This window comes from Gammaproteobacteria bacterium, assembly GCA_032250735.1.
Classification (GTDB): Bacteria; Pseudomonadota; Gammaproteobacteria; order SZUA-152; family SZUA-152; genus SZUA-152.
On the sequence record JAVVEP010000019.1, the window covers coordinates 27,043 to 51,072 of the forward strand.

Consider the following 24,030-nt stretch of genomic DNA (forward strand, 5'->3'; position numbering starts at 1 on the left):
CAACGATCCTGCAGTGTTGCAGAGATATTCACAGCGGGCGTATTAACGGCGCGCGCCATGCATCGGTAGTAAGAAAATGGCTGTGAAATAGTTTTCATTATTATCAATTTTCATTGAATTCCTGAGTAGGCCTGGTTAAAGCCTCCGGGCATACGTCTGCATCAGGCCCGGGATATCCAGAATCAATGAAATACGGCCATCGCCGGTAATCGTGGCGCCGGCAAGGCCTTTCATTCCATGCAGCAGGGCACCCAGTGGCTTGATCACCACCTCTTCCTGACCGATCAACTGGTCCACCACAAAACCGACCCGCTGTGCGCCGATACTCACCACCACCACATGACCCGCCTTAGGCAGCTCCTCATACTGGGCACCCGCCACCAGCCAGCGACGCAGATAAAACAGCGGCAGCGCCTTGTCTCTCACCATCACCACCAGCTGACCATCGATCACATTGGTACGGGTCAGATCGAGATGGAATATTTCATTCACGCTGGCCAGCGGTAAGGCAAAAATCTGTTTTTCCAGCAGCACCATCAAGGTCGGCATGATGGCCAGCGTCAGCGGCACCTGAATCCGAATGATGCTGCCACGACCCTCTACCGAATCGACATCGACCGTACCGTTGAGCTGACTGATGCGGGTTTTCACCACATCCATACCGACGCCACGGCCGGACACATCGGAAATCTCTACCTTGGTGGAAAATCCCGGGGCGAATATCAGGTTGTAACACTCTCGGTCTTCAAGCCGATCCGCCGCCTCCTGATCCATCATCCCCTTGGCGACCGCGGCCTGACGGAGATTGTTCGGATTCATTCCCTTGCCATCGTCCTGAATCATCAACAGGATGTGATCGCCTTCCTGTTCGGCGGTCAATACCACCGTGCCGGTGCGCGGCTTGCCGGCGGCCTCGCGCTGATCGGGCATTTCAATACCATGGTCGACGGCATTGCGCACCAGATGCACCAACGGGTCCGCCAGGGCCTCGACCAGATTCTTGTCGAGATCGGTTTCCTCGCCCCGTAATTCGAGATTCACCTCTTTCTTGAGGTTGCGCGCCAGATCACGCACCACGCGTGGAAAACGACCAAATACCTTTTTGATGGGCTGCATGCGGGTCTTCATCACCGCGGCCTGCAGGTCGGCCGTCACCACATCCAGATTGGCAACCACCATCGCCATTTCATCGTCACGCTTGGCCAGGCCGAGCGTGGCAACGCGATTGCGCACCAGCACCAGCTCACCGACCATATTCATGATGTCGTCCAGGCGTTTGGTGTCGACACGCACCGTGGTTTCTGCCTGCGGCGGCGGTTCTTTCACGGCCGTTGCGGCGACTGCCACCTTCTCTGGTGCCGCTTCCGGCTTTTCGGCCGGTGTACGGCTGGCGGTGACGGGTGCTGGAGTGTCGGCCTTCGCCGCGCCGACCTTGTCCTGCGCGGCCGGTGTCGCCTTTACCGCAGCCGCGGGCGCCGGAGCTTTGCTGCCGGTCGGTTTCCCGCCACCATGCAATTGATCCAGCAGGGCCTCGAATTCATCATCGGTGATCTCGCCATCGTCTGCCGCTGCCGGAGCGCTAGTTTTTGTTATGTCCTTGTCGGCGGCAGGTTTACCGGCCGGCTTTCCGCCACCGTGCAGTTGGTCGAGCAGCGCCTCGAATTCATCTTCGCTGATTTCATCGCTGTTCGCCTTAGGGGCAGGAGCGGCGGATTGGGCCGCATCGATAATGGCCTCAAACTCGGCGTCCAGTGAATCGGCGCTGGCTGGTTCTGCCGGCGCCGCTTCCTGTGGCGCGTCAGCCGCGGGACTATTGTTCGTTGCGGCACTGTTGTCGGGCTCGGCCTCTGCGCTGGGGTGTAGCAAGGATTCAAGCTGCGCCATCAGTGCAGGTTCGGCGGGCGTCGGCTCCTCGCCGGCCCGGATCTCATCAAACTGATGATTGACCACGTCCAGCACCGGCAAGATCACGTCCATCAATTTCGCGTCGACCTTGCGCTCGCCATTACGCAGCGCATTAAACACGTCTTCCGCCCGATGACAGACCTCAACCAGCGCAGTGAGGCTCAAAAAGCTGCCACCACCCTTGATGGTGTGAAAACCTCTAAAAACCGCATTCAGCAGTTCAGAGTCATCCGGTCGCTGCTCCAGATCGACCAATTGCTCATTTAATTGTTCAAGAATCTCTCCGGCCTCAACCAGAAAATCCTGCAACAATTCTGCATCATCATCCATTGCCATGCTTAACCCTTTGCTCGCCTATTCGTTACTTTGATTAGTCGCATCAGAATCCAAGGCTCGACAGCAGGTCATCAACATCATCTTGTCCGTTGACAACCTTGTTGTCACCCAGGCCAGGGACATGCGGACCCTCGGCCTTGATTGCTTCTGCCCGGTCATTATCATTCGTCGTCGAGGGCGTCTTACGCACGCCGGTCAGGCGAACCAGTTCGACAAGGTTGCCTTCAACCTCTTCAACCAGCTCAATGACACGGGTGATAATCTGTCCGGTCAGGTCCTGGAAATCCTGGGCCATCATGACCTCATTCAGGCCGCTGCGGATGGCGGAGGTTTCCTCCTCGGCCTCACTGAAAAATGTCTCCAGTTTTGTACTCAGCTCACGAAACTGCTCTACCGACATCTCGCGGCGCTTGAAATTCTGCCAGGCCTTGCCCAGCTCACTGATCTTGCCGGACAGTTCGTCACAGCGAGGCAAGGTATTTTCGACGGCGGTCAGCGACCGATCGGCCGATTTCTGCGTCAGGGTAATCACATGACGCAGACGCGATCTCGCATCAGGAATTTCATCCTCCGCCAGTTCATCAATGCGCGTCTCTGAACAAAATGTGTTTAACGCATCGTGCAGGCCACGGGCCATTTTCCCGACTTCGTTATACAGTCCGGATTCACGGGCACTGGATATGTACTGCAACAGCTCACCTGCCTGCCTGTCATTACCCTCCTGCATCGCCCGCACCATTTCCTCGGCACGATAGAGGATATCCTCATCCACTCCCTCAATATTTTCCTGCACATCGCCCCCCATAATCAGCCCCCGCCTTCAATGCGCTCAAAAATCTTATCGATTTTTTCCTTGAGTGTTTGTGCCGTGAATGGCTTAACGATGTAGCCATTAACCCCGGCCTGTGCCGCCTCGACGATCTGTTCGCGTTTTTGTTCTGCGGTCACCATCAACACCGGAAGGCTTGCCAGACTGGCGTCTGCCCGGACCTCTTTGAGCAGCTCGATCCCCTGCATGCCGGGCATGTTCCAGTCGGTCACCAGGAAGTCAAAATTGCCACCCTTCAACATCGGCAGTGCGGTCAGGCCATCATCCGCCTCCTGGGTATTGGTATAACCCAGGTCGCGTAGCAGATTTTTGATAATGCGCCTCATTGTCGAAAAATCATCCACAATGAGGATTTTCATGTTGTTATCCAAGACATCCTCCGGTTCCAGATCTGTTTTGCTTCTTCATACATAGCGACAGAAATCAGTCGCCATTGACCCAATGCGTCATTCGTGACTGGAGACGAATCACCGCCTGGCTGTGAATCTGGCAAACACGCGATTCACTCACGCCCAGGATCGAGCCAATTTCGCGCAGGTTTAACTCTTCATCGTAATACAGGGTCATCACCAGCCGTTCGCGTTCCGGCAGGCCGGCAATCGCATCGGCAAGGCTGCGTCTGAAATCTTCTGTTTGCAGCCCTTCCAGGGGACCCGATACCTTTTGCGTTAGGGATTCCGCGCCACCATGCGACTCGACATCCAGTTCTTCATAACTGAACACCCGGTGACCGCTGGCCTCCTGCAATAACCGATGGTATTCCTCCAGCGACACATCCAGTTCCCTGGCGATTTCCTGGTCGCGGGCATCACGTCCGGTGCTGTTTTCGATATTGCGCACCACCTCGGCCACCATTCTTGCCTTGCGATGCACGGAGCGTGGTGCCCAGTCATTCTTGCGAATCTCATCCAGCATGGCGCCGCGAATACGGATGCGTGCGTAGGTCTGGAAACTGGCCCCCTGGGTGGCATCATAATTTCGCAATGCCTCCAACAGGCCGATCATCCCCGCCTGGATGAGATCATCCTGTTGCACGCTGGGTGGCAGGCGTGCCATCAGGTGATACGCAATGCGTTTCACCAGTGGCGCATACTGTTTTACCTGTGAGTCAAAATCTATGCTCTGATCAAAGGGTTGATCATAAGCTTGTGCCTCGGCATACATAACAGCTCCACTCATATCGACGCTCCTGTTCCGTGCTGGCTGGCCATAATTAGCCTCTCAACAAAAAATTCCAATTGACCGCCAGCACTCGCAGGCACTGGCCAACTATCGACTCTACTGGCAAGTTTCTTGAATGCCAGTGCTGATTTACTGCGCGGGTAGGCTTCTACCACCGCTCTTTGCTTCTGTACTGCCTTACGTAAAAATTCATCAAACGGGACAATCCCCATGAAATCCAGGGCCACATCCAGATATCGATCCGTCACTCGCAGGATTTTGTTATACAGCGCGCGTCCGTCCTGTGCGCTCTCCACCATATTGGTGACCACGCGAAAGCGGTAAATGCCGTATTCACGATTGAGGAGTTTGATCAACGCATAGGCGTCGGTAATGGAGGCCGGCTCATCACACACCACCACCACCACTTCCTGCGCGGCGCGTGAGAAGGTCACCACGTTATCCGAGATGCCTGCCGCGGTATCCACGATCAACACGTCGGGTGGGCAACTGATTTCACTAAAGGCGCTGATCACGCCGGCGTGTTGCACGGTGCTCAGCTCCGCCATGGCCTGAATGCCCGACGAGGCAGGAACCAGTTTTATGCCCTGGGGTCCGGTGCACATCACCTCATCCAGGGTGCGTTCGCCGCTTAACACATGCGACAGGTCGTATTTCGGCTGTAGACCTAACATCACATCCACGTTTGCCAGGCCCAGATCGGCATCCATCAGCATGACGTCCTTACCCTGACTGGCGAGGCTGATACCGAGATTGACGGAGACATTGGTTTTACCCACGCCGCCCTTACCACTGGTTACTGCGATCACTCGCACCGGTTGCGGTTTTACCATGCGGCGCAACCCTGCTGCTTGATCAATTGTTTCAGCCATGAGCATTTGCCACCATCCCGCTAAACGCTAGATTTAAAGATTCCTGTTTCAGGGCCTGGTTGGTCTCCTGTGCGATCAGCACCGCCTGATTGATCAGGCTATGGCCTCGCGCAATATGAATATCCTCCGGCACCCGCTGTCCGTCACTCACGTACGCGACCGGCAATTCGTGTTCCATCACCGCAGACAGGGCGCCACCCAGGCTGGTGGTCTCGTCCAGTTTTGTCAGAATGCAGCCGTCCAGTTTTGCCTCACCGAAGGCGGTGGTGATTTCACGCAGCCCTGCGCGGTGGGTGGTGCTGGACAATACCAGATAGGTCTTGATGCTCGGCGCGCTCTTCTGGATGAGCTGGAACTGCTCGGTCAGGCGGATATCACGCTGGCTCATGCCGGCGGTATCCACCAGCACCAGATCGCGGTCCGACAATAGCTTCAATGCCTCCACCAGTTCATCGTGGTTGTTGGCGATGCGCACCGGGATATCGAGAATGCGGCCATAGGTGCGCAGCTGTTCGTGTGCCGCGATGCGATAGCCGTCGGTGGTGACCATGGCGACGCGCTCGCTGCCATGACGCAGGGCATAGCGTGCCGCCAGTTTGGCAATGGTGGTGGTTTTGCCGACGCCGGTGGCGCCGACCAGTGCCACCACGCCACCCTGCTCCAGAAAATCGGTGCTGTCGACGGGCAGGCTATGGGCCAGGATGGCCAGCGCATGCCGCCAGGTGTTATCGAAGTCTGCATGCTTGCCGGCGGCGTCCGCGACACGTTCGCAGATGGTGGGGCTCAGGCCCAGTTCCAGCAGGCAGCGGGTCAGCTTTGCGCGTAGCGGATCACGTCGCGTCAGCTCGCCCCAGGCCAGGCCGGACAGCTGCTGCTCCAGCAGGCTGCGCATGTCCTTGAGTTCATTTTTCAGTTCCAGGATGGCCGGATCCTGCGACCACTCGATGCGTTCATAACCGTGGCCAGCGGCCTTTGCCGGTCGGTCGTGGTACGTCGTTGAAGAGGTAGATGAAGAGGTGGCTGATGCGTTGTCTGAGGGTGCTGATGCGTAACGCGAGGCCAGGGAGGGTTGATCAATGCTATTGCGGGGGATCTCGCCCAGCGCGTGTTGCTGCTCACGCAGCGTGGAAAATTTCAGCTCGGGCAAGGCGGCGCTACTGATCGACACGCTGTCCGCTGCCAGCGACGACTCAGCGGCGAAGGGATTCGCCCTGGGCGCTGCCTTTTTGCCTGCCGGCGCACTCGCCGGGTTGCTCAGCACATCCTGCCCCACCGTCTCGGCCTGCAGCAGTGATTCGTCGTAATCCACCGCGGCCACGATCTCCACACCCCCGTTGACCCGCGTATTCGATAAAATGACTGCGTCGGCACCCAGTGCTTCACGCACCTGGCGAATCCCCTGTCGCATCTCCTTCGCAAAAAAACGCTTTATCTTCATCTCTAACTACCTCTGGTGATCATTGCCGACAACCTTCTAGGCGCCCACCGTGGCCATGATCTTGACCTGTTTGTTGTCCGGTATTTCGTTAAATGCCAGTACATGCAGATTCGGTATGCTGTGTCTGACAAAACGCGCCATCAGTGTCCGAACCGCCTGCGACACCAATAACACCGCCGGGCGCCCCGCTGCTTCCTGACGCTGGGTCTCTTCGACCAGGGACCGGTGCAGTTTTTCTGCCAGCCCCGGCTCCAGTCCACCACCCTCTGCGCCGCCGTGCAGGGTCTGATGCAATATCTGTTCCAGAGTTGGGTCCAGGGTGACAACCGACAGATCGGCCCCCATTCCACTGATCTGCTGAACGATAGAGCGCCCCAGAGCGACCCGCGAGGCGGCCGTCAATGCGCCGGCGTCTTGACTCATGGGCGCGTGTTCCGCCAATGTTTCGGCGATGGTGCGCATATCGCGGATCGGGATCTTTTCCTGCAACAGGCTCTGCAGCACCTTCAACACCGTCGCCAGCGACAGCTGTTTGGGCACCAGATCTTCCACCAGCTTGGGGGCGGACTTGCTGAGCTTGTCCAGCAGCTGCTGCACCTCTTCATGGCCCAGCATCTCGGCGGCGTGCTCCTGCAGGATGTGGCTGAGATGGGTCGCCACCACGGTGCTGGAATCCACCACCGTGTAGCCGAGGCTCTGCGCCTGATCGCGCTGGGCCGATTCGATCCACACCGCATCCAGGCCGAACGCGGGGTCCTTGGTCGGCGTGCCCGGGATGGAACCGAACACCTGGCCGGGATTGATGGCCATGTCGCGCTCCGGCTGGATCTCGGTCTCACCCACGGGTACCCCCATCAGGGTGATCCGGTAGGCATTGGGGGCCAGGTCCAGGTTGTCGCGGATGTGCACCGAGGGGATCAGGAAACCCAGCTCCTGCGACAGTTTCTTGCGTACGCCCTTGATGCGGCCCATCAACTGACCACCCTGACTACGGTCCACCATGGGGATCAGCCGATAGCCCACCTCCAGGCCGATCATGTCGACGGCCTCGACGTCATCCCAGCTCAATTCGCGGCTCTCCTGGCTGGGCACCGGCGCCGGCGCGGCCAGCGGCTGGGCCTCGGCCCTTTTGTTGCGCTGCGCGATCCAGTAGGCGGCGCCACCGGCAAGCGCGGCAAACGACAGAAAGGCCACATTCGGCATACCCGGAATCACACCCATGACAGCCAGAATACCGGCGGTGATGGCCAGCGCCCGGGGATGGTTGAACAGCTGCGCCAGCACCTGGCCGCCCATATCGCTGGAGGTCGAGGCCCGCGTCACCATCAGGCCCGCTGCGGTCGATAACAGCAGGGCGGGAATCTGGGCCACCAGGCCGTCACCGATGGTCAGCAAGGTGTAGTTATGGGCGGCGTCGGCGAGGCCCATGTCGTGCTGTAACATCCCCACCGTCAGGCCGCCGATGATGGTGATCACCAGGATCAGGATGCCGGCCACGGCGTCACCACGGACAAACTTGCCCGCACCGTCCATGGAACCGTAAAAATCCGCCTCCTGCGAGACCTCGTCGCGGCGCGCCCTGGCCTGCTCCTGGGTAATCATCCCGGCATTGAGGTCGGCATCGATCGCCATCTGCTTGCCCGGCATGGAGTCCAGGGTAAAACGCGCACTCACCTCCGCCACGCGGGTGGCGCCCTTGGTAACCACCACGAAGTTGATGATCACCAGAATCAGGAACACCACCAGACCGACGGCGGTGTTACCGCCCACCACAAATTCACCAAAGGCCCGAATCACCTGGCCCGCCGCATCGGTGCCGGTATGACCTTCCAGCAGCACCACGCGGGTCGAGGCGATATTCAGGGCTAACCGTAACAAGGTAGCCAAGAGGATCACCGTGGGGAAAGCGGCAAAATCCAGCGGCCGCTTCACATACACCGCCGCCAGCACAATGATCAGGGCCAGCGAAATATTGAAGGTGAAAAAGATATCCAGCAGGAACGGGGGTAATGGCACCACCATCATGCCCAGTAGCATCATCAACAGAATGGGCGTGCCCAGGCCGTTCTTCAATAGGCGCTGTGCCGATGCGGTAAATTCAGTAAAGTTCATGATCAGGTATCTCTTCTAAGGTCATCAGGGATGGGCACATCAGAATTAAACTTGGGTGACAGACCCCCTTCCCGCTCGTAATGACGCAGTTGATAGACATAGGCCAGCACCTGCGCGACGGCGAGGAACAGGCCAGTGGGGATTTCATCATTCAGCTCACAGTTGTGATAAAGGGCGCGCGCCAGCGGTGGCGCGGATAAGATCGGCACATCGTTGGCGAGTGCAATGCGACGGATATGACCCGCCACCTCATCGGCGCCGGAGGCCACAATAATCGGTGCGCCCATCACCGACTGGTCGTAACGTATGGCCACGGCGTAATGGGTCGGATTGGTGATGACCACGTCGGCCTTGGGCACCTCCTGCATCATGCGCCGCTGCGATATCTCGTGCTGCTTCTGCCGCACCCTGCCCTTCATCTCAGGGTTGCCATCGGTTTCCTTGTGTTCGTCCTTGACCTCCTGGCGGGTCATCTTCTGCTTACGGCTGTGATCCCACAGCTGAAACGGCGCATCTGCCGCGGCGACCAGCAACAGGGCGCTACTCAGCAGAATGAAGGCCCAGATCAGTTCGGAACCCAGTTGCGAAAGTCCCTGCTCCAGATTCTGATTACTGAGGCCCAGGAAGTCGTCCAGCTTTCCCTGTAACAACCAGTAGCCAACCGCGCCGACGAGTAGAAATTTGGCCAGCGCCTTGACCAGTTCCATCAGGCCCTTGACGGAAAAGACCCGTCCCATGCCCTTAATCGGATCGAGTTTCTTGAGATCCGGCGTTATCGGTTTAAGGCTGAACGACCAGCCACCCATGGCCATCGGCGCAATGACCGCGGCAATCACCAGCAACAGAAACAGCGGAAATACGGCCGAAATCGCCGTGTGCACGGTATCCAGAAACAACACGGGGTAGGTGCCGATATCGAAGATTCTGTCGCGCTCGATGCTCAGGCTGTCACGCAGGATCTGCATCAGGTCCTTGATCAGGCCACTGCCCAGAAAAAAGAAACCGCTGCCCGAGACCAGCAACAGGATCACCGTCGTCAATTCCTTGGAACGCGCAATCTCGCCCTTGTCGCGCGATTCCTTTTTGCGTTTCTCCGTCGCCTGTTCGGTACGTTCCTGACCGTTCTGATTCTCAGCCATAGTCGTCTGCCTCCCTTAAATCCCACCCGCCAGCGCGCGCATAAATTCAAAGGACGCGGCCAGCTGGTTATTGATTTGTGGAAGCAGCACCGAGAGTGTCGCCATCATGATAAAAAATCCGGCCACCATGATCACCGGAAAACCGATCGCAAAAATATTAAACTGTGGCGCAGAACGGGTAACCACGCCGAAGGTGAGATTGATCAGCAGCAGGGATGCAATGGCGGGCAAGGCAATCTGCACCGCGCCGGCATACATGTTGCCGCCCCATAACACCAGCTGCCACATACCCTCTCGGGTCAGACCATTGATGCCGATGGGCAGGGTGCGGAAGCTGTCCACCACCACGTCGATAAACACCAGATGTCCATCCAGTGCCAGAAACACCAGGGTAAGAATGATCACGTAAAACTGACTGATCACCGGCACCTGGGTGCCGGAGCCAGGATCCACCATGGAGGCGAAGCCCAGCCCCATCTGGAAGGCGATGATCTGGCCGCCGACAATAAACATGGCGAACACCAATTGCAGTGCCAGACCCATGGCCGCACCGATTAACAGCTGGTTGAGCACAATCAGAATCGCTTCGCCACTCAGGGGATCGACCACCGGCACGGGCGGCATGATCGGTACCACGATCATGGTCAGTACGACCGAGAAGGCCAGCTTTGCGGTGACGGGAACGGTGCGTGCGCCAAACACCGGCGCGGCCCCCACCAGGGCCGCGATGCGAAACAGCGGCCACATGAAGGTTCCGACCCATGACATGATTTCTGAACTGGCAAGGGTCATCATTTAGATCACATCCTGGGTATTGTTGTTAGCCGATAATCATGGGGATGTCGGTGATCAGGCGTTTGGTATAGGTCATCAGCAACTGCAACAGCCACGAACCGGCCACCAGCAGGGTCACGAAGGTGATGCCCAGCTTCGGGATAAAACTGAGAGTCTGTTCGTTCAACTGGGTGGCGGCCTGGAACATACTCACCAGCAGACCCACCGCCAGTGCGGGCAACAGGATCACCGCCGTCATCAACAGCACCAGTTCGAGGGCCTGCTTTGCAACCGTCATTACCATTTCTGGAGTCATTTTCGTTATCCGTTAAAAGCCGTGTTCAAAACGCGCGGCGGCATTACACATACTAACAAGGCGCATGGAAAGGATGCCCTTCAATCAAGACCGTCAGCAGCAGGATGCTGCTGTCGAGCGTACACGGATGTATTTTCAGCGCGTCTTGATTGAAGGGCATCCTTTTCATGTGACTTAATAATAAAAACTACACATAAAAACTGGAGGCCAGCGTTCCCATCACCATTGCCCAGCCATCAACCAACACAAACAGCATGATCTTGAACGGCAGTGAAATGATCATCGGGGACAGCATCATCATACCCATCGCCATCAGCACACTGGCGACCACCAGGTCGATGATAAGAAAGGGAATAAAAATCAGAAAGCCGATCTGGTAGGCCGTTTTCAGTTCGCTGGTCACGAACGCCGGCATCAGCAGTGTGAAGGGAATATCGTCGGCGGTATTGATCTCACCGACGTCGGCAATCTCGGCAAACAGGCTCAAATCCTTTTCGCGTGTTTGCGCCAGCATAAATTCCCTGAAGGGCCCGGCCGCTTTATCAAACGCCTCCCCGGCCTGCAGCTTTTCTTCCAGATAGGGATTGATGGCATCCTCGTAGACCTTGGTAAATACCGGCGACATCACAAAGATGGTGAGAAACAGCGCCAGCCCGATCAAGATCTGGCCGGACGGTGCCTGCGGCATACCGACGGCCTGCCGCACAATCGACAACACGATAATGATGCGTGTAAATGAGGTCAGCATAATCAGCGCCGCCGGTAGCAGGCTGAAGGCCGTCATCAGGGCCAGCACCTGCAGGCCCATGGTATAGGTCTGGCCACCATCCGCTTCGGTGGTTACCGACAGCACCGGCATACCCGGATCAGCGGCAAGCGAGATTGACGGGAAAAGTGCCAATAACAGAACCGGGGTTAACCAGGCCATGGTCGCGGCGATGCATCTAAATCCTGTTAGCTTGCCTGCCATCAGTTTTTGCCAGCCGATTTATCCACCATCGAGTCCCTGCCGACAGTGCGTTTCGCCACATGCCGGGCCATGGCGGATTGCAGCTTCGAGGAGAAACTCGTGGCGGAGTCACCGTCAGCATCGACCGGCAGAGGCGTATCCAGCACATGCAGGGTCTGTATCTGGCCGGGCGCCACGCCCACCACCAGCTGCGTATCGCCGACCTGCAACAACACCACCCTTTCGCGGGCACTGAGCGAAATGCCACCGACAATCTTCAGTTTTCCCTGCACGCCGGTCTGAAAATTGCCAAACCGTTTGAATGCCCAGGCCGCCCCACCGATCACCGCCAGCACCACCAGCAGACCCAGGGTGGTCTGCAGCAGACTGCCGGCCATATTGGGATCGGATAGACCGCTACCCGAAAGCGGTTTTGTTTCGGCCAGTGATTCGGCCAGCTTTCCCGCACCGGACTCAACGACCGCATGCACAAGACTACTGGCCTGCATCAGCAGCATAAAACCGGATATTCGGAGGGTCATCATATGAAGGTATCTGCTATTTCAGTTTCTGAATGCGTTCAGCCGCGCTAATCACATCCGTCAGGCGAATGCCGTATTTCTCGTTCACCACAACCACCTCACCATGCGCAATCAGGGTGCCATTGACCAGGACATCCAGCGGTTCGCCCGCCAGCCTGTCCAGCTCTACCACAGAGCCCTGATTGAGTTTGAGAAGGTTTCGTATGCTGATTTTGGTTGAACCAATCTGCAACGCGATCGAAATGGGGATATCAAGAATGGCATCCAGGTTCCTGTCACCGATATTGCCAGCACCACCCTCATCCACAAGATTCTGCATCGCCACCTGTTCAACACCCTTAGATTCGGCCATCTCCTGCTCTTCAAGAGCAGCACCCCAGTCGGCATCAGCAGATGACTCTGCCTCGCCCTGCTCATTCAGGGCATCCGCCCATTCATCTGCAACACTTTCATTGTCAGCACCCGTTTCATCAACCATGGGTCACCTCTTTACCAGTTGTTTGAGCCTCGTGACTCGAAATTGAAACCTGTTCCCTGATTTTCACCGCCATATTGCCGCGAGAAATACCGTACTTGCCTCGAAATACCGGCACGCCCTCCGCACACAGGGTCACCAGGTCAGGAATATCCAGCGGAATAATGTCGCCCTTTTTCATCTCGACGACATCACGCAAACTCAGCTCGGTGTGCGCCAGGGCGCAGGAGAGGGCGACATTGGAACTTTTCACTTCTTCCCGTAACGAATGCACCCAGCGATCATCCATATCATTACGATCGCTTTGCACACCCGCACCCAGAATTTCACGAATCGGCTCCAGCATTGCGTAGGGCATGGTGATGTGGAAATCGCCACCACCACCCTCGATCTCGACATGAAAGGTGTTTACCACCACCACTTCGCTGGGGCTTACGATATTGGCGAACTGCGGATTCACTTCCGAGTTCAGTTTCTCGAAGGCCAGTTTCATGACCGGCGACCAGGCCTCTTTCAGATCCACGAACACCTGCTCGAGAATCATGTCCACAACGCGTAATTCCGTCGGCGTAAACTCCCGGCCTTCAATCTTTGCGTGGAAGCGGCCATCGCCCCCAAAATAATTATCCACTACGGTGAATACCAGGCGTGGATCCAGCACGAACAAGGCCGTGCCGCGCAATGGCGAGACACGCACCATGTTCAGGCTGGTGGGGACGAACAGGCTATGCACATATTCTGAAAACTTCAGCATCTGCACACCACCCACGGATATTTCCGCACTGCGCCGCAGCAGATTAAAAATACTGATGCGGAATAAACGGGCGTAACGCTCGTTGATCATTTCCAGCGTGGGCATGCGCCCACGGACAATACGGTCCTGCGTGGTGAAGTCATAGGTTCTGGCTTCACCATCTGAAAATTCATCAACGTCGGTATCAATATCGCTACTGGAAACACCATGTAGCAAGGCATCAATTTCGTCTTGAGATAAAAGGTCGTTAACTGCCATGTCGTCAATGCATCTCTAGTTAAGGTTAGTCATCATCAAGTACGGAATGGGCCAATCGACACATCGGTTACTGCATCACAAAACTCGTGAAATAGACGGCTTCGATACCGGGATCGCCGGTTTCCTCTTCCAGGATTTGCTGCACCACTTCCAGCGACTCTTCGCGCAGCGACTCCTTGCCTTCCAGGGTGCTCACGGTGTCGTAGGTCTGGGTGCTGAACAACAGCATCAGATTGTTGCGGATCACCGGCATGTGTAACTTGACCTTGTCGGGCACCGTCGCATCACGGGTCATCACCTCGACGGTAATCTGCAGGAAGCGCGCCTTGCCCTGACTGGCAAAATTCACCACAAAGGCCGGGTCTATAGGCATATACACAGCGGGTCCCGTATGTTCCACCGCTTCACCGCCCTCTTCGCCATCACCCTCCTCGCCATCCTCGCCCTCGCTGTCGGCCGCCACCGTCGTCGCGTTGTCAGCCGCACCGGGGATGACGCCGGCAATAAACAGGCTGCCAACCACCAGAATCGTTCCCGCCATCAATGGCAACACACCAAACAGCAAGATCTTGGTGATCAGTGAACCCTTTGGCTTTGCTGGTGCCTGTTCGTTCTCGTCTTCATCAACCATCATTATTTCCTTTCAATACCTGTTTGCAGTACCTGTTTACTGAAGGACCTGTTTGCAGTACCTGTTTGCGTAAGGCGCCTACGCACACTTGTAGCAAATGCTATGCCAGCACCGACGTGATTATATTAACGAATATATTCAATGAGTTAGAAATGCTCTGGGCGAGGTTGCCGGTTTTTTGACTGACTGGGCCGCCCTCCGCAGCCGGGATTCCGTCAGACACTCCAGCGCCTCGCGCGCTACGCAGCACGGTTTGCCGCTCGACACCCCGGGTCGCTCAGGTAAAATGCGTGGCCCACACGACCCGCACACACTGGAGAAAAAATGGCTCGGTTGACCCATTTCACTGTCACGGCATTAGTAACGGCATGGCTATGCCTTTTGCTGACGAGTCCGGCACTGGCCTTTGATTACCTGCAGAGCCTGCCGGAAACGCCGTCCTTCCCGGCGGACAATCCCCCAACCCCCGCGAAGATCGCCCTGGGCAAACGCCTGTTCTTCGACCAGCGGCTGTTGGGTGCCGGTAGCAAACTATCCTGCAACAGCTGCCATCAGCTGGCCAAGGGCGGCGATGACAACCGGGCGCTCGCCATCGGCCAGCATGGCAAAACCAGCCTGCGCTCGGCACCCGGCCTCTGGAATATCGGTTTTCAAACCGTGTTGTACTGGGACGGGCGCGCCACCAGCCTGGAGGCACAGACGCTGGATCATCTGCGCGACCCGGTCATTTCCGGCTGGCCAAACATCGGTGCGCTGGTGCTCTGGCTCGGCCAGGACAGCGAGTACCAAAAGGCCTTTAGTGCGGCATTTCCGGCGGACAGTGGGGTTTTCTACGGTATCAGTGGGGACAATATTGCCCGCGCGATCAGCAGCTATGAACGGACCCTGCTGGCCCGCAATAGCGCCTTTGACCGCTATATTGCCGGCGACGAGGCGGCGATTTCCGCGGCGGCCAAACGGGGGATCGAGGCATTCAACGAGGCGGGCTGTCTGGCCTGCCATTTTGGCGCCAACTTTGCGGGACCGGCACCGGGGCCGGCATTGAAAATGGGGGATGGTTTTTACGAGCTGTTCCCCAATAACCTGGGCTCACATTACGACCGGCAATACCACCTGCTCGATGATTTAGGGCGATTTGCCCACACGGGCGATCCGCAGGAGCGTTACCTGTGGCGGGTTCCGCCGCTCAGAAATATTGCGCTGACCGCGCCCTATTTCCACCATGGCGCAGTCGACACGCTGGAAGAGGCAATACGGGTGATGGGGAAGACTCAGTTCAACAAGCCGCTGTCAAAAGCGGCGGTCAACGACATTGCGGCCTTTTTGCGCAGCCTGACGGGGGAATTGCCACCGCAGGAAGACTAGCCTGAAAAGCGGCCGGCAAATGAAAGAGTTCGCAAACGCCCTATTCGACGATGAACATCTTGTCCAGGTTCGATATCGAGAGGATCTTGCGGACATCGGGTTTGCAGTTTTGCAGGCGGATACTCTCCGTCTTCTCGCCGACATGCTCCCTGAGCAGCAGCAACATGCCCATCGCCGAGCTGTCCATAAAGGTCGCCTTGCCCAGGTCAATCACGAACTTTGTGGTCGCCGGCAGATCCCGGTAGGAATTGCGAAATTCCGAATGGATATTAAAATCGAATCGCCCTTCAATCGCCATCGTCAGCAGGCTGCCGTCGCTCGATAAATTTGCACTAAATCCCATATCTCACCTCAAGTTAATCAGTTTTCGTCCCTGCCATGCGCCAAAATTGCCACCGCCTGGCGGCCAGTGACGATAAAACGGGCATCAGCAATGATTCCATTCCCGAATACTATCGAGTCCTGACTGCGAAACTTTAGTGGCGTGGATCACGTGACGGGACGGATCGGAATTATAGCCTGGCGGGCCTGGCCTGGTCGCCTCCCGCTGCGAAGAAGTACTAGGCGTAGGCGTCGAGCATGCCCCTGCCCATCAACAGGACGTTCGACACTGTGGCCTGTTCGGTGAGGCTATCGACCTCGCTGGACCAGGTACCGGGTCGCGGTGCCGTATCGCCTTCCTCACCCTGCTGCTGACGCTGATCCGCAAAGGAGTGCTGGGAGATATTCGCATCCGCAAGGGTCAGCCCCTGCTGTTCAAACATTTCACGCAGCCGCGGCAGGGCGGCATCCAGCGCCTCCCGTGCCAGCGGGTTGGCGGCGGTAAAACTGACATTCAGCTGCTGCTCGTGGCCATAGGCAATGCGCACCTCAACCGGACCGAGACTGCGGGGGTGAAGTTGCAACTGCGCCTCCCGCAGCTCGCCCTGTGCCAGCCAGGCCACACGTTGCCCCAGCTCGTTCGCCCACCCCGCCTGCCCAACCGGCGTAGAAACCGGCAGCGTCGGCATAAAACCGGCGCCCAGGCTACTGCTGCTACTCAAGGATGCTCCCAGGGGTAACAGACTACTAATGCCCTCGGCGCCACTGGCCGTGGGCAATGGGGTCACTGCGCTGAACGCCGCCGGCTGAGGCGCCACAAGGCGGCTGGCTGCGCCGGGTTCAAAACCCTTGGCGGACACCGCCTGGGGTGTCATCCCCGCCCACTGCATGGCGGCCATCAGCCCGTTGGGTAAGGGTGCAAGGCCCGACTGTCGTGCGTTGAGGGCCGGGGAGGCCTCGGCCTGACCCGCCGCTACGGGCGCAACCCGCTGGCCCAGACCGGCCTCGTTCATCGCCAGCACCAGGGCCCGGTGGGCGGATTCGGAGACGGGTTGGGCCAGTAAGGCGGGGGTGATATTGAGCGCCTGCATCCGGCCGTTATCCGGCCGGGCATCCTGTTTCTCCGCCGCAAGCCCCTGGGGCGCGACCGGCAGGAATGGCCGTGCAAGACCCGCTGCGGTGTCCAGTGGTGCTAGCACGGCGGCGCCCGTCGGCTGGGCGGTCGGCAGCACCGTCTGCCCAGCCGGCAGCGTGCCAGACAGCGTGTTAAGCAAACCGTCCGCGGCCAGCACCTCGGCAGTCGCCGGCGTCTCCAGGGAATCGGCCGTTGCCACCGTCGTCGGCTGGGCGCGTGGCGCAGATTGCGTGATCGCCGCGAGTAAGGCCGCATCGGCGGCGAAGCCAGCGGACAACGGATCCTGAGGGGACACGGCCTCGTATGCATCCAGAAGCGGCAATGGGCTGCCAGCCACCGGCGCCGCAGTGCCGCTTTCCGGCACAGGCCGGGCCGCCTGCGCCGCTGCCGGGGCGGGCCGGGCAGCCCCTGGTGGAGGGGCTTGCGACGGCCCGGCAAGCCCCGCCTGCAGGCGTTCGCCCAGCAGACCGGAGAAACCCCCGGCGGCATCCGACGACACCGCGGCAGCCCCGCGCCCGGCGGGCAATGCGGCATCTCTGGTATCGACAATAAAGGCCAGCTCAGTCATCTTTTTTTACGGGTGAAAACGCAGTGTGTGCATCATGAATTATCTCAGCCTGGGTTATTCGGCGAGCCTTTGATGAAGAATGTCGTTAAGGGCTCGACTAGATATTGCAAGGAGCGTGCCAGACAGGCAGGATGTGCGACAGGGACTATCGCGAGAGGAGCGAGTAGGAGGGAGAAAGGATATTAGCGTTTGGTGTGCTGGGCGCGGTCATCCTGATCGCCCTGTTCTTTTCGGTCGGCGTCGCGCTGCTCATCGGCCTGGAAGCGGGCCACCACCGTATCCAGCATTTTCACCTTGCCGCGGTGGCTGAACCATTCGTGGCGCTGGCGTTCGACCAGCCTGCCCGCCTGCTCCACTGCCAGGCCCTGTTCCTTGATCGCCCGATCCAGCTTCACCAGAAAGGCCCGGTAATCCAGCATTTTCGCCGCCGACATGCCCATGGCGCCGGTCGCATGGAAGCGCTGGATATATTCTTCACGGTAATGCTCCAGCTCGGCCAGCCGCTGCTGGGCCTGGGTCAGCGCCGCCTGCGCCTCACCCAATGCCTGGGCGGCCTGCTGTTCGCGGTTTTCCGCCACCTTGACTACAGGTTCAAATCGTCGTGAGCGTTTCATGGTGATACCGATACTGCGTGATAGGAGCCAGGATAAGCAAACAGAGCAAATTGGATGCCAATAACGATCATCTATTCAGGCGGGTGGAAATCCTGGCGGAAATGACAAAAGGAAAAAACCGACATGCGTGACATGCATTGGCGCCAGACTCAGCTACACCAGACGAATGACATTCGTCTCGGTCCGAAACAGAACATCATCGCCCAGCAGGCGCGGGACCCCAATGTAATAACCCTGGATAAAATCCACCCCCATCTCTTTCAGAATACACTTGGCCTCATGGTTGTCGACAAACTCCGCCACCGTATACTTGCCCATGGCATGGGCAATGTCGTTCATCGATCGCACCATGGCCAATTGCACGTTGTCGCGATGAATATCTCGCACAAACGAACCATCAATCTTCACAAAGTCCACCGGCAGATCCTTAAGATAGGCGAACGAGGAATAACCCACGCCAAAATCATCCAGCGCCGTCTGACAACCCATATTACGCAGCCGGGTCAGGAATTCGACCGCCGGGCCCAGATTGGCAATGGCAACGGTTTCCGTTATTTCGAAGGTCAGCGCGGTCGGTGGCACGGCGTGGCGCTGCAAGGCATTGGTGATGGTCTCCAGCATGATGAAATCGCCCACCGATTCGGCGGAAAGGTTCACCGAAAAATGTAGCCGTGGATTTCGACGCAACTGTTCGCCCAGATACTGAATCGCGTGATTGACCACCCAGGTATCGACCGCACGCATCAGGCCAAAACGCTCCGCAGAACCGATAAAGCCCGCGGGCAAAATCAGATTGCCGATCTCATCACGCATCCGCAGCAGGACTTCCTGACGAAAGACCTGGCCGCTGGATAATTCCATGATCGGCTGACAGGCCAGACAGAAATGGTCTTCCTCTATCGCCGTTTTGATCTTGTTTGCCCAGCCCATGTCTTCCGTCATCGCGGTCATGTTTTGTTTATCGACAGTGTCATAAACATGTACGCGGTTACGGCCGGAGCGTTTTGCCAGATGACAGGCAACATCCGCCCGCACCAGCAGATCCTCCCGACTGGTGGGTTCCTGACCAAACAGAGTGACACCGATGGAACAACCGACCTGAATAACGGAACCCTCATATTTAAACACGTAATCGTCCAGTAATTTGCGATGCGCCTCCGCCGCCTGCAAGACCTGCTGCTCCTCAATGTCATACAACAGAATGGCAAACTCATCACCACCCAGGCGCGCCAGCAGATCGCTTTTCCGATTACGCTGCTGCAACATCCCCGTCACTTCGATGAGGACCTGATCACCGGCCATATGGCCCAGGGTATCGTTGACGAACTTGAAGTTATCGAGATCGATATACAACAGGGCAAAATTGCGTCGGCTACCGCGACGCACATTCTCCACCACACGATCCAGCTCCGACAGGAGATACTGGCGATTGTGTAGTCCGGTCAATGAATCGTGTTCCGCCATTTCACGCAAATGTTCCATCATCGCGATGCGGCTACCGACATCCTCAACAATGGCGATATACAGAAAGCGCCCCTCAATCATCAGTCGATTGGCCTTGATAGACATCGGGAAACTGGTTCCATCCAGGCGCACGACACTCACCGTGGTCTCCTGACTCCCGTCTTCCAATACCGGGGATGCCAGCAGATCCAGAAAATCCTTATAGGCGCTATCCTGCGGGAATCGCACCAGGGTCATGATGGAGTTACCAATGGCCATTGTGGCGTCGCAGCCAAACAGTTTCTGCGCGGCATCATTAAAGGTCTCGACAATACCGTGTTCGTCGATGGTAATGATCCCCTCCGCCGCATTGTCCAGAATCGATTCCAGGCGAATCTGTCGTGAAGTGACCTGCCCCTGCATATGCCGAAAGGCATTCACCAGGGTAGTGGTTTCCTTGGTCGGCGCTCGCAGCAGCGGGGTATAGTTTTCGCCCCGACCGGCGGCATCCAGCGCCTTTGAGACCTCGAGCAAAGGCTGACGAATCGAAAACTCAAACACCAGATAGGCAAGCACCAGTAACAACAACATGAAGCCAACAAAGCCCCAGATAATAGTGGAGAGTGTGTCGGCGGTGTCCAGGGTTTTCAGCACATTTTCCTGGGCCAGACCATCGAGCTCTTCCTGCATCAGCGCGATGATCCCCCATGCCTGATCGAGGATGGGACGAATGTTGTCGCGCAGCAGGGGCAGATCGGCACGCCAATCCCTGGAAGAATAGATCTTCTCCGCTTTCAGGAAGGCATGGTCATATTCCAGCTTTGATTCCAGCAAGGTGTTTAATGACTGGGACTGTTGAAAACCGAGTTTCCCGGCATTGTCGTATTCTTTCAGTTGGGTCAGCAAAACACCCACGCGCTGCGCGTACACCTCGCGATTGGTTTTGTTCTTTTTCATGCTGGTGTCTGGCTGGCCAAAAACGCCGGAACGATTGGCGATAAAAATGCGCACTGAACTGATTTGCTGTGCCCAGGTATAACGCAGGTCTTCCAGCAGGCGCAGCACCTGTTGTTGATCGGCAGAATCGGGATAGTCGGTGGCCTCGACCATCGACAGTTCAACAGCCTGGATAAAGCGTTGATTAGAGGGTAATAACTCATCGACCAGAATGGGCGCTGCAGAATAGCGTGTCTCGACATTTGACAACACCGCTAACAGATGCCTTGTCTCTTCATCCAGACGGTTGAGCACAAAATCCAGATTGGCCGCGAAATCGCCAAACTGCTGGTGGCGATTCACCACATAATGTTCGGTAATCTTCTGCGACTGAAATTTGGTTTCCGCAATCCTCACCAACACCTTTCGATAGGTACTATCATCAAGCAATACGGGATATTGATAGATGGCGCTTTCCGCCACCTGTAGTGAATCTTTCAGCGAGTTCAGCACCCAGCCAAGGTCACGATGGTCCTGCACCAATTGAGAACTGTCCTGTGAGGCGTTCTGCAACTGGGACTGGGTATAAAAAACGGCAGGCAGGGCCAGCCCAATGACAACCAGGGCCGCAAGCACAAAGCGCCAACGAATACTGGTACCCTGTGGTAAATTGAGATTAGATTCCATACTGACTGATCCAAAGCATCTCTATATATTGCCGCAGAATTGCCGCAGAATAATTTTCATTATTAAGCACTTTGCGGCAACCTCATTGCGATCCGCCTACCTTCAACCACTGTTCACCAGGATGGGGACACGAAGACATGTATTTGTTTATAATGCTATTTTTACTTATTAGCCTTATCGCAATAGCACCCCGGCCGGCCGGGTGCTACCACTGTCCCACTGTTTTCTAATTGTGTTTGAATGTCAACTATATGTTGTTGTTGCTAAACAAGCCGTTTAACGTCCTCTGCCAGTTCACGGACAGTGAAAGCCGCCAGACCCTGGCCGATTTTGTGAGCCTGCAGGGGGTCTATCCCGCAGGCCGGCTGGACCGTGACAGCGAAGGCCTGGTGTTGTTGACCGACGATGGCGCCCTGCAGCACCGGATCAGCCACCCTCGCCACAAGCTGGAGAAAACCTACTGGGTACAGGTGGAGGGCATACCAGATGATACAGCCATCGCCGCCTTGTGCCACGGGGTCAGCCTAAATGACGGCATCACCGCGCCGGCCAAGGCGCGGCTCATCGCCGAGCCCGCACTGTGGCCTCGCCAGCCACCGATACGAGTGCGCGCAGAGATCCCCACCCGCTGGCTGGAACTCACCATTACCGAGGGGCGCAATCGGCAGGTGCGCCGCATGACCGCCGCCATCGGCCACCCTACCCTGCGCCTGATCCGCTGCAAAATCGGTCCCTGGTCCCTCGACGGCCTCGCCCCGGGCGAATGGCGGGAAGGGAAAATAGGCGAGGAATGGCGTACAATTCCCGAGCATGAGATGGACACCCCGCGTCACCGTAGCCGCCATAATCGAAGACCAGGGCCGATTCCTCGTGGTCGAGGAAAGGCACGCTGACAAAACGGTCGTCAACCAGCCTGCCGGGCAACTGGAAGCGGGAGAAAGCCTGCAGGAGGCGGTGATCCGCGAGACCCTCGAAGAGACCGCCTGGCAATTTCTGCCCGAGGCCATCACCGGCATCTATCGCTGGGTACACCCGGAGAATGGGCTGACCTTTCTGCGCGTCTGTTACAGCGGCTCGGCCAGCGGACACGACCCGGATCGGGTGCTGGATGAAGGCATCCTCGGCGCCCACTGGCTGAGTCGCGAGGAGCTATTGAAACAATCGCTGCGCAGCCCCATGGTACTGCGCTGCATCGATGACTACCTGGCGGGCTACCGTTACCCCCTCTCGCTTTGCGACGACGTCATCAACCCCTGATACGACACTATTTATAACGATACTCTCGATACTGTGAACCCAGCGACACCGTGAACCCAACGCCACCGTGAACACAAGCACACAAGCCACGCCACAGCAGCATGCGCAACACGACCCGCAGCGGATCGTCGTGGGCATCTCCGGCGGCGTCGATTCATCGGTGACCGCCTGTTTGCTGCAGCAACAGGGGCACGAGGTGCAGGGCCTGTTCATGAAAAACTGGGAAGAGGACGACGACAGTGAATATTGCAGCGCGGCCGTCGACCTGCAAGATGCCACGCAAATCTGCACGGCGCTCGGCATCCCCCTCCACACCCGCAATTTCGCCAGCGAATACTGGGATAACGTGTTTCACTATTTCCTGGAAGAGTACCGCATCGGGCGCACCCCCAATCCCGATGTGCTGTGCAACAAAGAGATCAAGTTCAAGGTGTTCCTGCAACAGGCGCTGGAATTAGGCGCCAGCCACATCGCCACCGGTCACTATGCCCGGGTGGCCTATCGCGACGGCTATTACCGCCTGCTCAAGGCCAGAGACAGCAACAAGGACCAGACCTATTTCCTGCACGCCCTCAATCAACAGCAACTGGAAAAGACCTGGTTCCCGCTGGGTGAGCTCACCAAGCCCGAGGTGCGCCGCCTCGCCGAACAGGCTCGCTTCGCCAATCACGCCAAGAAAGACAGCACCGGCATCTGTTTTATCGGCGAACGAAAATTCAAGGATTTTCTCAGCCAGTATTTGCCAGCGCAGCCCGGTCCGATGCAGACCCCCGACGGCAAGCTCATGGGCCAGCACGATGGCCTGATGTACTACACCCTGGGCCAACGCCAGGGGCTGGGTATTGGCGGGGATCGAAACAGCAGTGGCGACCCCTGGTACGTGGTGGGAAAAAATCTGGCGGACAATATCCTTATCGTCGCCCAGGGTCACGACCACCCCCTGTTGTTCCGTAACCAACTCAGTGCCGACCAGCTCAACTGGATCAGTGAACCACCTCAGCAGCTGCCGTTTCGCTGCACTGCAAAGACACGTTACCGCCAGGCTGACCAGCCCTGCACCATCACGCAACTGGACGCGCATCAGTGCCACGTTCACTTCGACGCGCCACAACGCGCCATTACGCCGGGACAGTCTGTGGTGTTTTATCAGGCCGATGAATGTCTCGGCGGCGGGGTCATACAATAACCCGGC

General features: G+C 57.5%; 23 protein-coding genes. 4 read left to right on the top strand and 19 right to left on the bottom strand.

Annotated elements, in window-relative coordinates:
* Positions 1-135 precede the first annotated feature (135 nt).
* From RRB22_11275 to RRB22_11345, 15 genes are all read right to left on the bottom strand, one after another.
* Entirely contained in the window at positions 136-2,241 is a 2,106-nt protein-coding gene (locus RRB22_11275; GenBank protein ID MDT8384985.1) for a chemotaxis protein CheA, read from the bottom strand.
* A gap of 43 nt (positions 2,242-2,284) precedes the next feature.
* Positions 2,285-3,046, bottom strand: a complete 762-nt coding sequence (locus tag RRB22_11280) for a protein phosphatase CheZ (GenBank protein MDT8384986.1) — start codon at positions 3,044-3,046, stop codon at positions 2,285-2,287.
* Positions 3,047-3,048: 2 nt separating this feature from the next.
* Positions 3,049-3,429, bottom strand: coding sequence for a chemotaxis response regulator CheY (locus RRB22_11285; GenBank protein ID MDT8384987.1), 381 nt, complete (start codon positions 3,427-3,429; stop codon positions 3,049-3,051).
* A gap of 64 nt (positions 3,430-3,493) precedes the next feature.
* On the bottom strand, positions 3,494-4,249 hold the full coding sequence (locus RRB22_11290) for an RNA polymerase sigma factor FliA (GenBank protein ID MDT8384988.1): 756 nt from the start codon (positions 4,247-4,249) through the stop codon (positions 3,494-3,496).
* Positions 4,246-5,124 (bottom strand): MinD/ParA family protein, encoded by an 879-nt coding sequence (locus tag RRB22_11295; protein MDT8384989.1) that lies wholly within the window; start codon positions 5,122-5,124, stop codon positions 4,246-4,248. Before RRB22_11295 ends, RRB22_11290 begins: the two co-directional genes overlap by 4 nt.
* Positions 5,117-6,562, bottom strand: coding sequence for a flagellar biosynthesis protein FlhF (flhF, locus tag RRB22_11300; GenBank protein ID MDT8384990.1), 1,446 nt, complete (start codon positions 6,560-6,562; stop codon positions 5,117-5,119). Before flhF ends, RRB22_11295 begins: the two co-directional genes overlap by 8 nt.
* A gap of 36 nt (positions 6,563-6,598) precedes the next feature.
* The gene (gene flhA / locus RRB22_11305) at positions 6,599-8,674 is read right to left on the bottom strand and encodes a flagellar biosynthesis protein FlhA (GenBank protein ID MDT8384991.1); all 2,076 of its coding nucleotides are present in this window, start codon (positions 8,672-8,674) and stop codon (positions 6,599-6,601) included.
* Positions 8,675-8,676: 2 nt separating this feature from the next.
* Positions 8,677-9,813: a flagellar biosynthesis protein FlhB gene (flhB, locus tag RRB22_11310; GenBank protein MDT8384992.1), complete on the bottom strand. Its 1,137-nt coding sequence runs from the start codon at positions 9,811-9,813 to the stop codon at positions 8,677-8,679.
* Between the two features lie 15 nt (positions 9,814-9,828).
* On the bottom strand, positions 9,829-10,608 hold the full coding sequence (fliR, locus tag RRB22_11315) for a flagellar biosynthetic protein FliR (GenBank protein MDT8384993.1): 780 nt from the start codon (positions 10,606-10,608) through the stop codon (positions 9,829-9,831).
* A 25-nt stretch (positions 10,609-10,633) separates the two neighbouring features.
* Positions 10,634-10,903: a flagellar biosynthesis protein FliQ gene (fliQ, locus tag RRB22_11320; GenBank protein MDT8384994.1), complete on the bottom strand. Its 270-nt coding sequence runs from the start codon at positions 10,901-10,903 to the stop codon at positions 10,634-10,636.
* A gap of 187 nt (positions 10,904-11,090) precedes the next feature.
* Positions 11,091-11,831 carry a flagellar type III secretion system pore protein FliP gene (gene fliP / locus RRB22_11325; GenBank protein ID MDT8384995.1) on the bottom strand — a complete coding sequence of 247 codons (741 nt, stop codon included), beginning with the start codon at positions 11,829-11,831 and terminating at the stop codon, positions 11,091-11,093.
* A gap of 41 nt (positions 11,832-11,872) precedes the next feature.
* Entirely contained in the window at positions 11,873-12,397 is a 525-nt protein-coding gene (gene fliO / locus RRB22_11330) for a flagellar biosynthetic protein FliO (GenBank protein ID MDT8384996.1), read from the bottom strand.
* A gap of 13 nt (positions 12,398-12,410) precedes the next feature.
* On the bottom strand, positions 12,411-12,872 hold the full coding sequence (gene fliN, locus RRB22_11335; protein ID MDT8384997.1) for a flagellar motor switch protein FliN: 462 nt from the start codon (positions 12,870-12,872) through the stop codon (positions 12,411-12,413).
* Positions 12,865-13,881 carry a flagellar motor switch protein FliM gene (gene fliM, locus RRB22_11340; protein MDT8384998.1) on the bottom strand — a complete coding sequence of 339 codons (1,017 nt, stop codon included), beginning with the start codon at positions 13,879-13,881 and terminating at the stop codon, positions 12,865-12,867. The genes fliN and fliM overlap by 8 nt, the downstream gene beginning before the upstream one ends.
* A 67-nt stretch (positions 13,882-13,948) precedes the next feature.
* Positions 13,949-14,515: a flagellar basal body-associated FliL family protein gene (locus RRB22_11345; protein MDT8384999.1), complete on the bottom strand. Its 567-nt coding sequence runs from the start codon at positions 14,513-14,515 to the stop codon at positions 13,949-13,951.
* A 321-nt stretch (positions 14,516-14,836) separates the two neighbouring features.
* Here RRB22_11345 and RRB22_11350 point away from each other — a divergent pair, with 321 nt between their 5' ends.
* Positions 14,837-15,877: a cytochrome c peroxidase gene (locus RRB22_11350; GenBank protein MDT8385000.1), complete on the top strand. Its 1,041-nt coding sequence runs from the start codon at positions 14,837-14,839 to the stop codon at positions 15,875-15,877.
* Positions 15,878-15,917: 40 nt separating this feature from the next.
* On the opposite strand, the gene RRB22_11355 is transcribed toward RRB22_11350, so the two are convergent.
* From RRB22_11355 to RRB22_11370, 4 genes are all read right to left on the bottom strand, one after another.
* Positions 15,918-16,220: an STAS domain-containing protein gene (locus RRB22_11355; protein ID MDT8385001.1), complete on the bottom strand. Its 303-nt coding sequence runs from the start codon at positions 16,218-16,220 to the stop codon at positions 15,918-15,920.
* Between the two features lie 217 nt (positions 16,221-16,437).
* Complete coding sequence (locus tag RRB22_11360; GenBank protein ID MDT8385002.1) at positions 16,438-17,901, bottom strand: flagellar hook-length control protein FliK; 1,464 nt, start codon at positions 17,899-17,901, stop codon at positions 16,438-16,440.
* A 182-nt stretch (positions 17,902-18,083) separates the two neighbouring features.
* Positions 18,084-18,515, bottom strand: coding sequence for a flagellar export protein FliJ (fliJ, locus tag RRB22_11365; GenBank protein MDT8385003.1), 432 nt, complete (start codon positions 18,513-18,515; stop codon positions 18,084-18,086).
* A 153-nt stretch (positions 18,516-18,668) separates the two neighbouring features.
* Complete coding sequence (locus RRB22_11370; protein MDT8385004.1) at positions 18,669-21,581, bottom strand: EAL domain-containing protein; 2,913 nt, start codon at positions 21,579-21,581, stop codon at positions 18,669-18,671.
* A gap of 251 nt (positions 21,582-21,832) precedes the next feature.
* Between RRB22_11370 and RRB22_11375 the strand changes: the two genes are divergently transcribed.
* From RRB22_11375 to mnmA, 3 genes are all read left to right on the top strand, one after another.
* The gene (locus tag RRB22_11375; GenBank protein ID MDT8385005.1) at positions 21,833-22,474 is read left to right on the top strand and encodes a pseudouridine synthase; all 642 of its coding nucleotides are present in this window, start codon (positions 21,833-21,835) and stop codon (positions 22,472-22,474) included.
* On the top strand, positions 22,392-22,838 hold the full coding sequence (locus RRB22_11380; GenBank protein ID MDT8385006.1) for an NUDIX hydrolase: 447 nt from the start codon (positions 22,392-22,394) through the stop codon (positions 22,836-22,838). Before RRB22_11375 ends, RRB22_11380 begins: the two co-directional genes overlap by 83 nt.
* Positions 22,839-22,905: 67 nt before the next feature.
* The gene (gene mnmA / locus RRB22_11385; GenBank protein ID MDT8385007.1) at positions 22,906-24,024 is read left to right on the top strand and encodes a tRNA 2-thiouridine(34) synthase MnmA; all 1,119 of its coding nucleotides are present in this window, start codon (positions 22,906-22,908) and stop codon (positions 24,022-24,024) included.
* Positions 24,025-24,030 lie beyond the last annotated feature (6 nt).

Excerpts from the sequence above, each read along its gene's own strand:
- RRB22_11275 (MDT8384985.1), bottom strand. The coding sequence starts at position 2,241 with ATGGCAATGGATGATGATGCAGAATTGTTGCAGGATTTTCTGGTTGAG.
- RRB22_11280 (MDT8384986.1), bottom strand. The coding sequence starts at position 3,046 with ATGGGGGGCGATGTGCAGGAAAATATTGAGGGAGTGGATGAGGATATC.
- RRB22_11285 (MDT8384987.1), bottom strand. The coding sequence starts at position 3,429 with ATGAAAATCCTCATTGTGGATGATTTTTCGACAATGAGGCGCATTATC.
- RRB22_11290 (MDT8384988.1), bottom strand. The coding sequence starts at position 4,249 with ATGAGTGGAGCTGTTATGTATGCCGAGGCACAAGCTTATGATCAACCC.
- RRB22_11295 (MDT8384989.1), bottom strand. The coding sequence starts at position 5,124 with ATGGCTGAAACAATTGATCAAGCAGCAGGGTTGCGCCGCATGGTAAAA.
- flhF (MDT8384990.1), bottom strand. The coding sequence starts at position 6,562 with ATGAAGATAAAGCGTTTTTTTGCGAAGGAGATGCGACAGGGGATTCGC.
- flhA (MDT8384991.1), bottom strand. The coding sequence starts at position 8,674 with ATGAACTTTACTGAATTTACCGCATCGGCACAGCGCCTATTGAAGAAC.
- flhB (MDT8384992.1), bottom strand. The coding sequence starts at position 9,813 with ATGGCTGAGAATCAGAACGGTCAGGAACGTACCGAACAGGCGACGGAG.
- fliR (MDT8384993.1), bottom strand. The coding sequence starts at position 10,608 with ATGATGACCCTTGCCAGTTCAGAAATCATGTCATGGGTCGGAACCTTC.
- fliQ (MDT8384994.1), bottom strand. The coding sequence starts at position 10,903 with ATGACTCCAGAAATGGTAATGACGGTTGCAAAGCAGGCCCTCGAACTG.
- fliP (MDT8384995.1), bottom strand. The coding sequence starts at position 11,831 with ATGGCCTGGTTAACCCCGGTTCTGTTATTGGCACTTTTCCCGTCAATC.
- fliO (MDT8384996.1), bottom strand. The coding sequence starts at position 12,397 with ATGATGACCCTCCGAATATCCGGTTTTATGCTGCTGATGCAGGCCAGT.
- fliN (MDT8384997.1), bottom strand. The coding sequence starts at position 12,872 with ATGGTTGATGAAACGGGTGCTGACAATGAAAGTGTTGCAGATGAATGG.
- fliM (MDT8384998.1), bottom strand. The coding sequence starts at position 13,881 with ATGGCAGTTAACGACCTTTTATCTCAAGACGAAATTGATGCCTTGCTA.
- RRB22_11345 (MDT8384999.1), bottom strand. The coding sequence starts at position 14,515 with ATGATGGTTGATGAAGACGAGAACGAACAGGCACCAGCAAAGCCAAAG.
- RRB22_11350 (MDT8385000.1), top strand. The coding sequence starts at position 14,837 with ATGGCTCGGTTGACCCATTTCACTGTCACGGCATTAGTAACGGCATGG.
- RRB22_11355 (MDT8385001.1), bottom strand. The coding sequence starts at position 16,220 with ATGGGATTTAGTGCAAATTTATCGAGCGACGGCAGCCTGCTGACGATG.
- RRB22_11360 (MDT8385002.1), bottom strand. The coding sequence starts at position 17,901 with ATGACTGAGCTGGCCTTTATTGTCGATACCAGAGATGCCGCATTGCCC.
- fliJ (MDT8385003.1), bottom strand. The coding sequence starts at position 18,515 with ATGAAACGCTCACGACGATTTGAACCTGTAGTCAAGGTGGCGGAAAAC.
- RRB22_11370 (MDT8385004.1), bottom strand. The coding sequence starts at position 21,581 with ATGGAATCTAATCTCAATTTACCACAGGGTACCAGTATTCGTTGGCGC.
- RRB22_11375 (MDT8385005.1), top strand. The coding sequence starts at position 21,833 with ATGTTGTTGTTGCTAAACAAGCCGTTTAACGTCCTCTGCCAGTTCACG.
- RRB22_11380 (MDT8385006.1), top strand. The coding sequence starts at position 22,392 with ATGAGATGGACACCCCGCGTCACCGTAGCCGCCATAATCGAAGACCAG.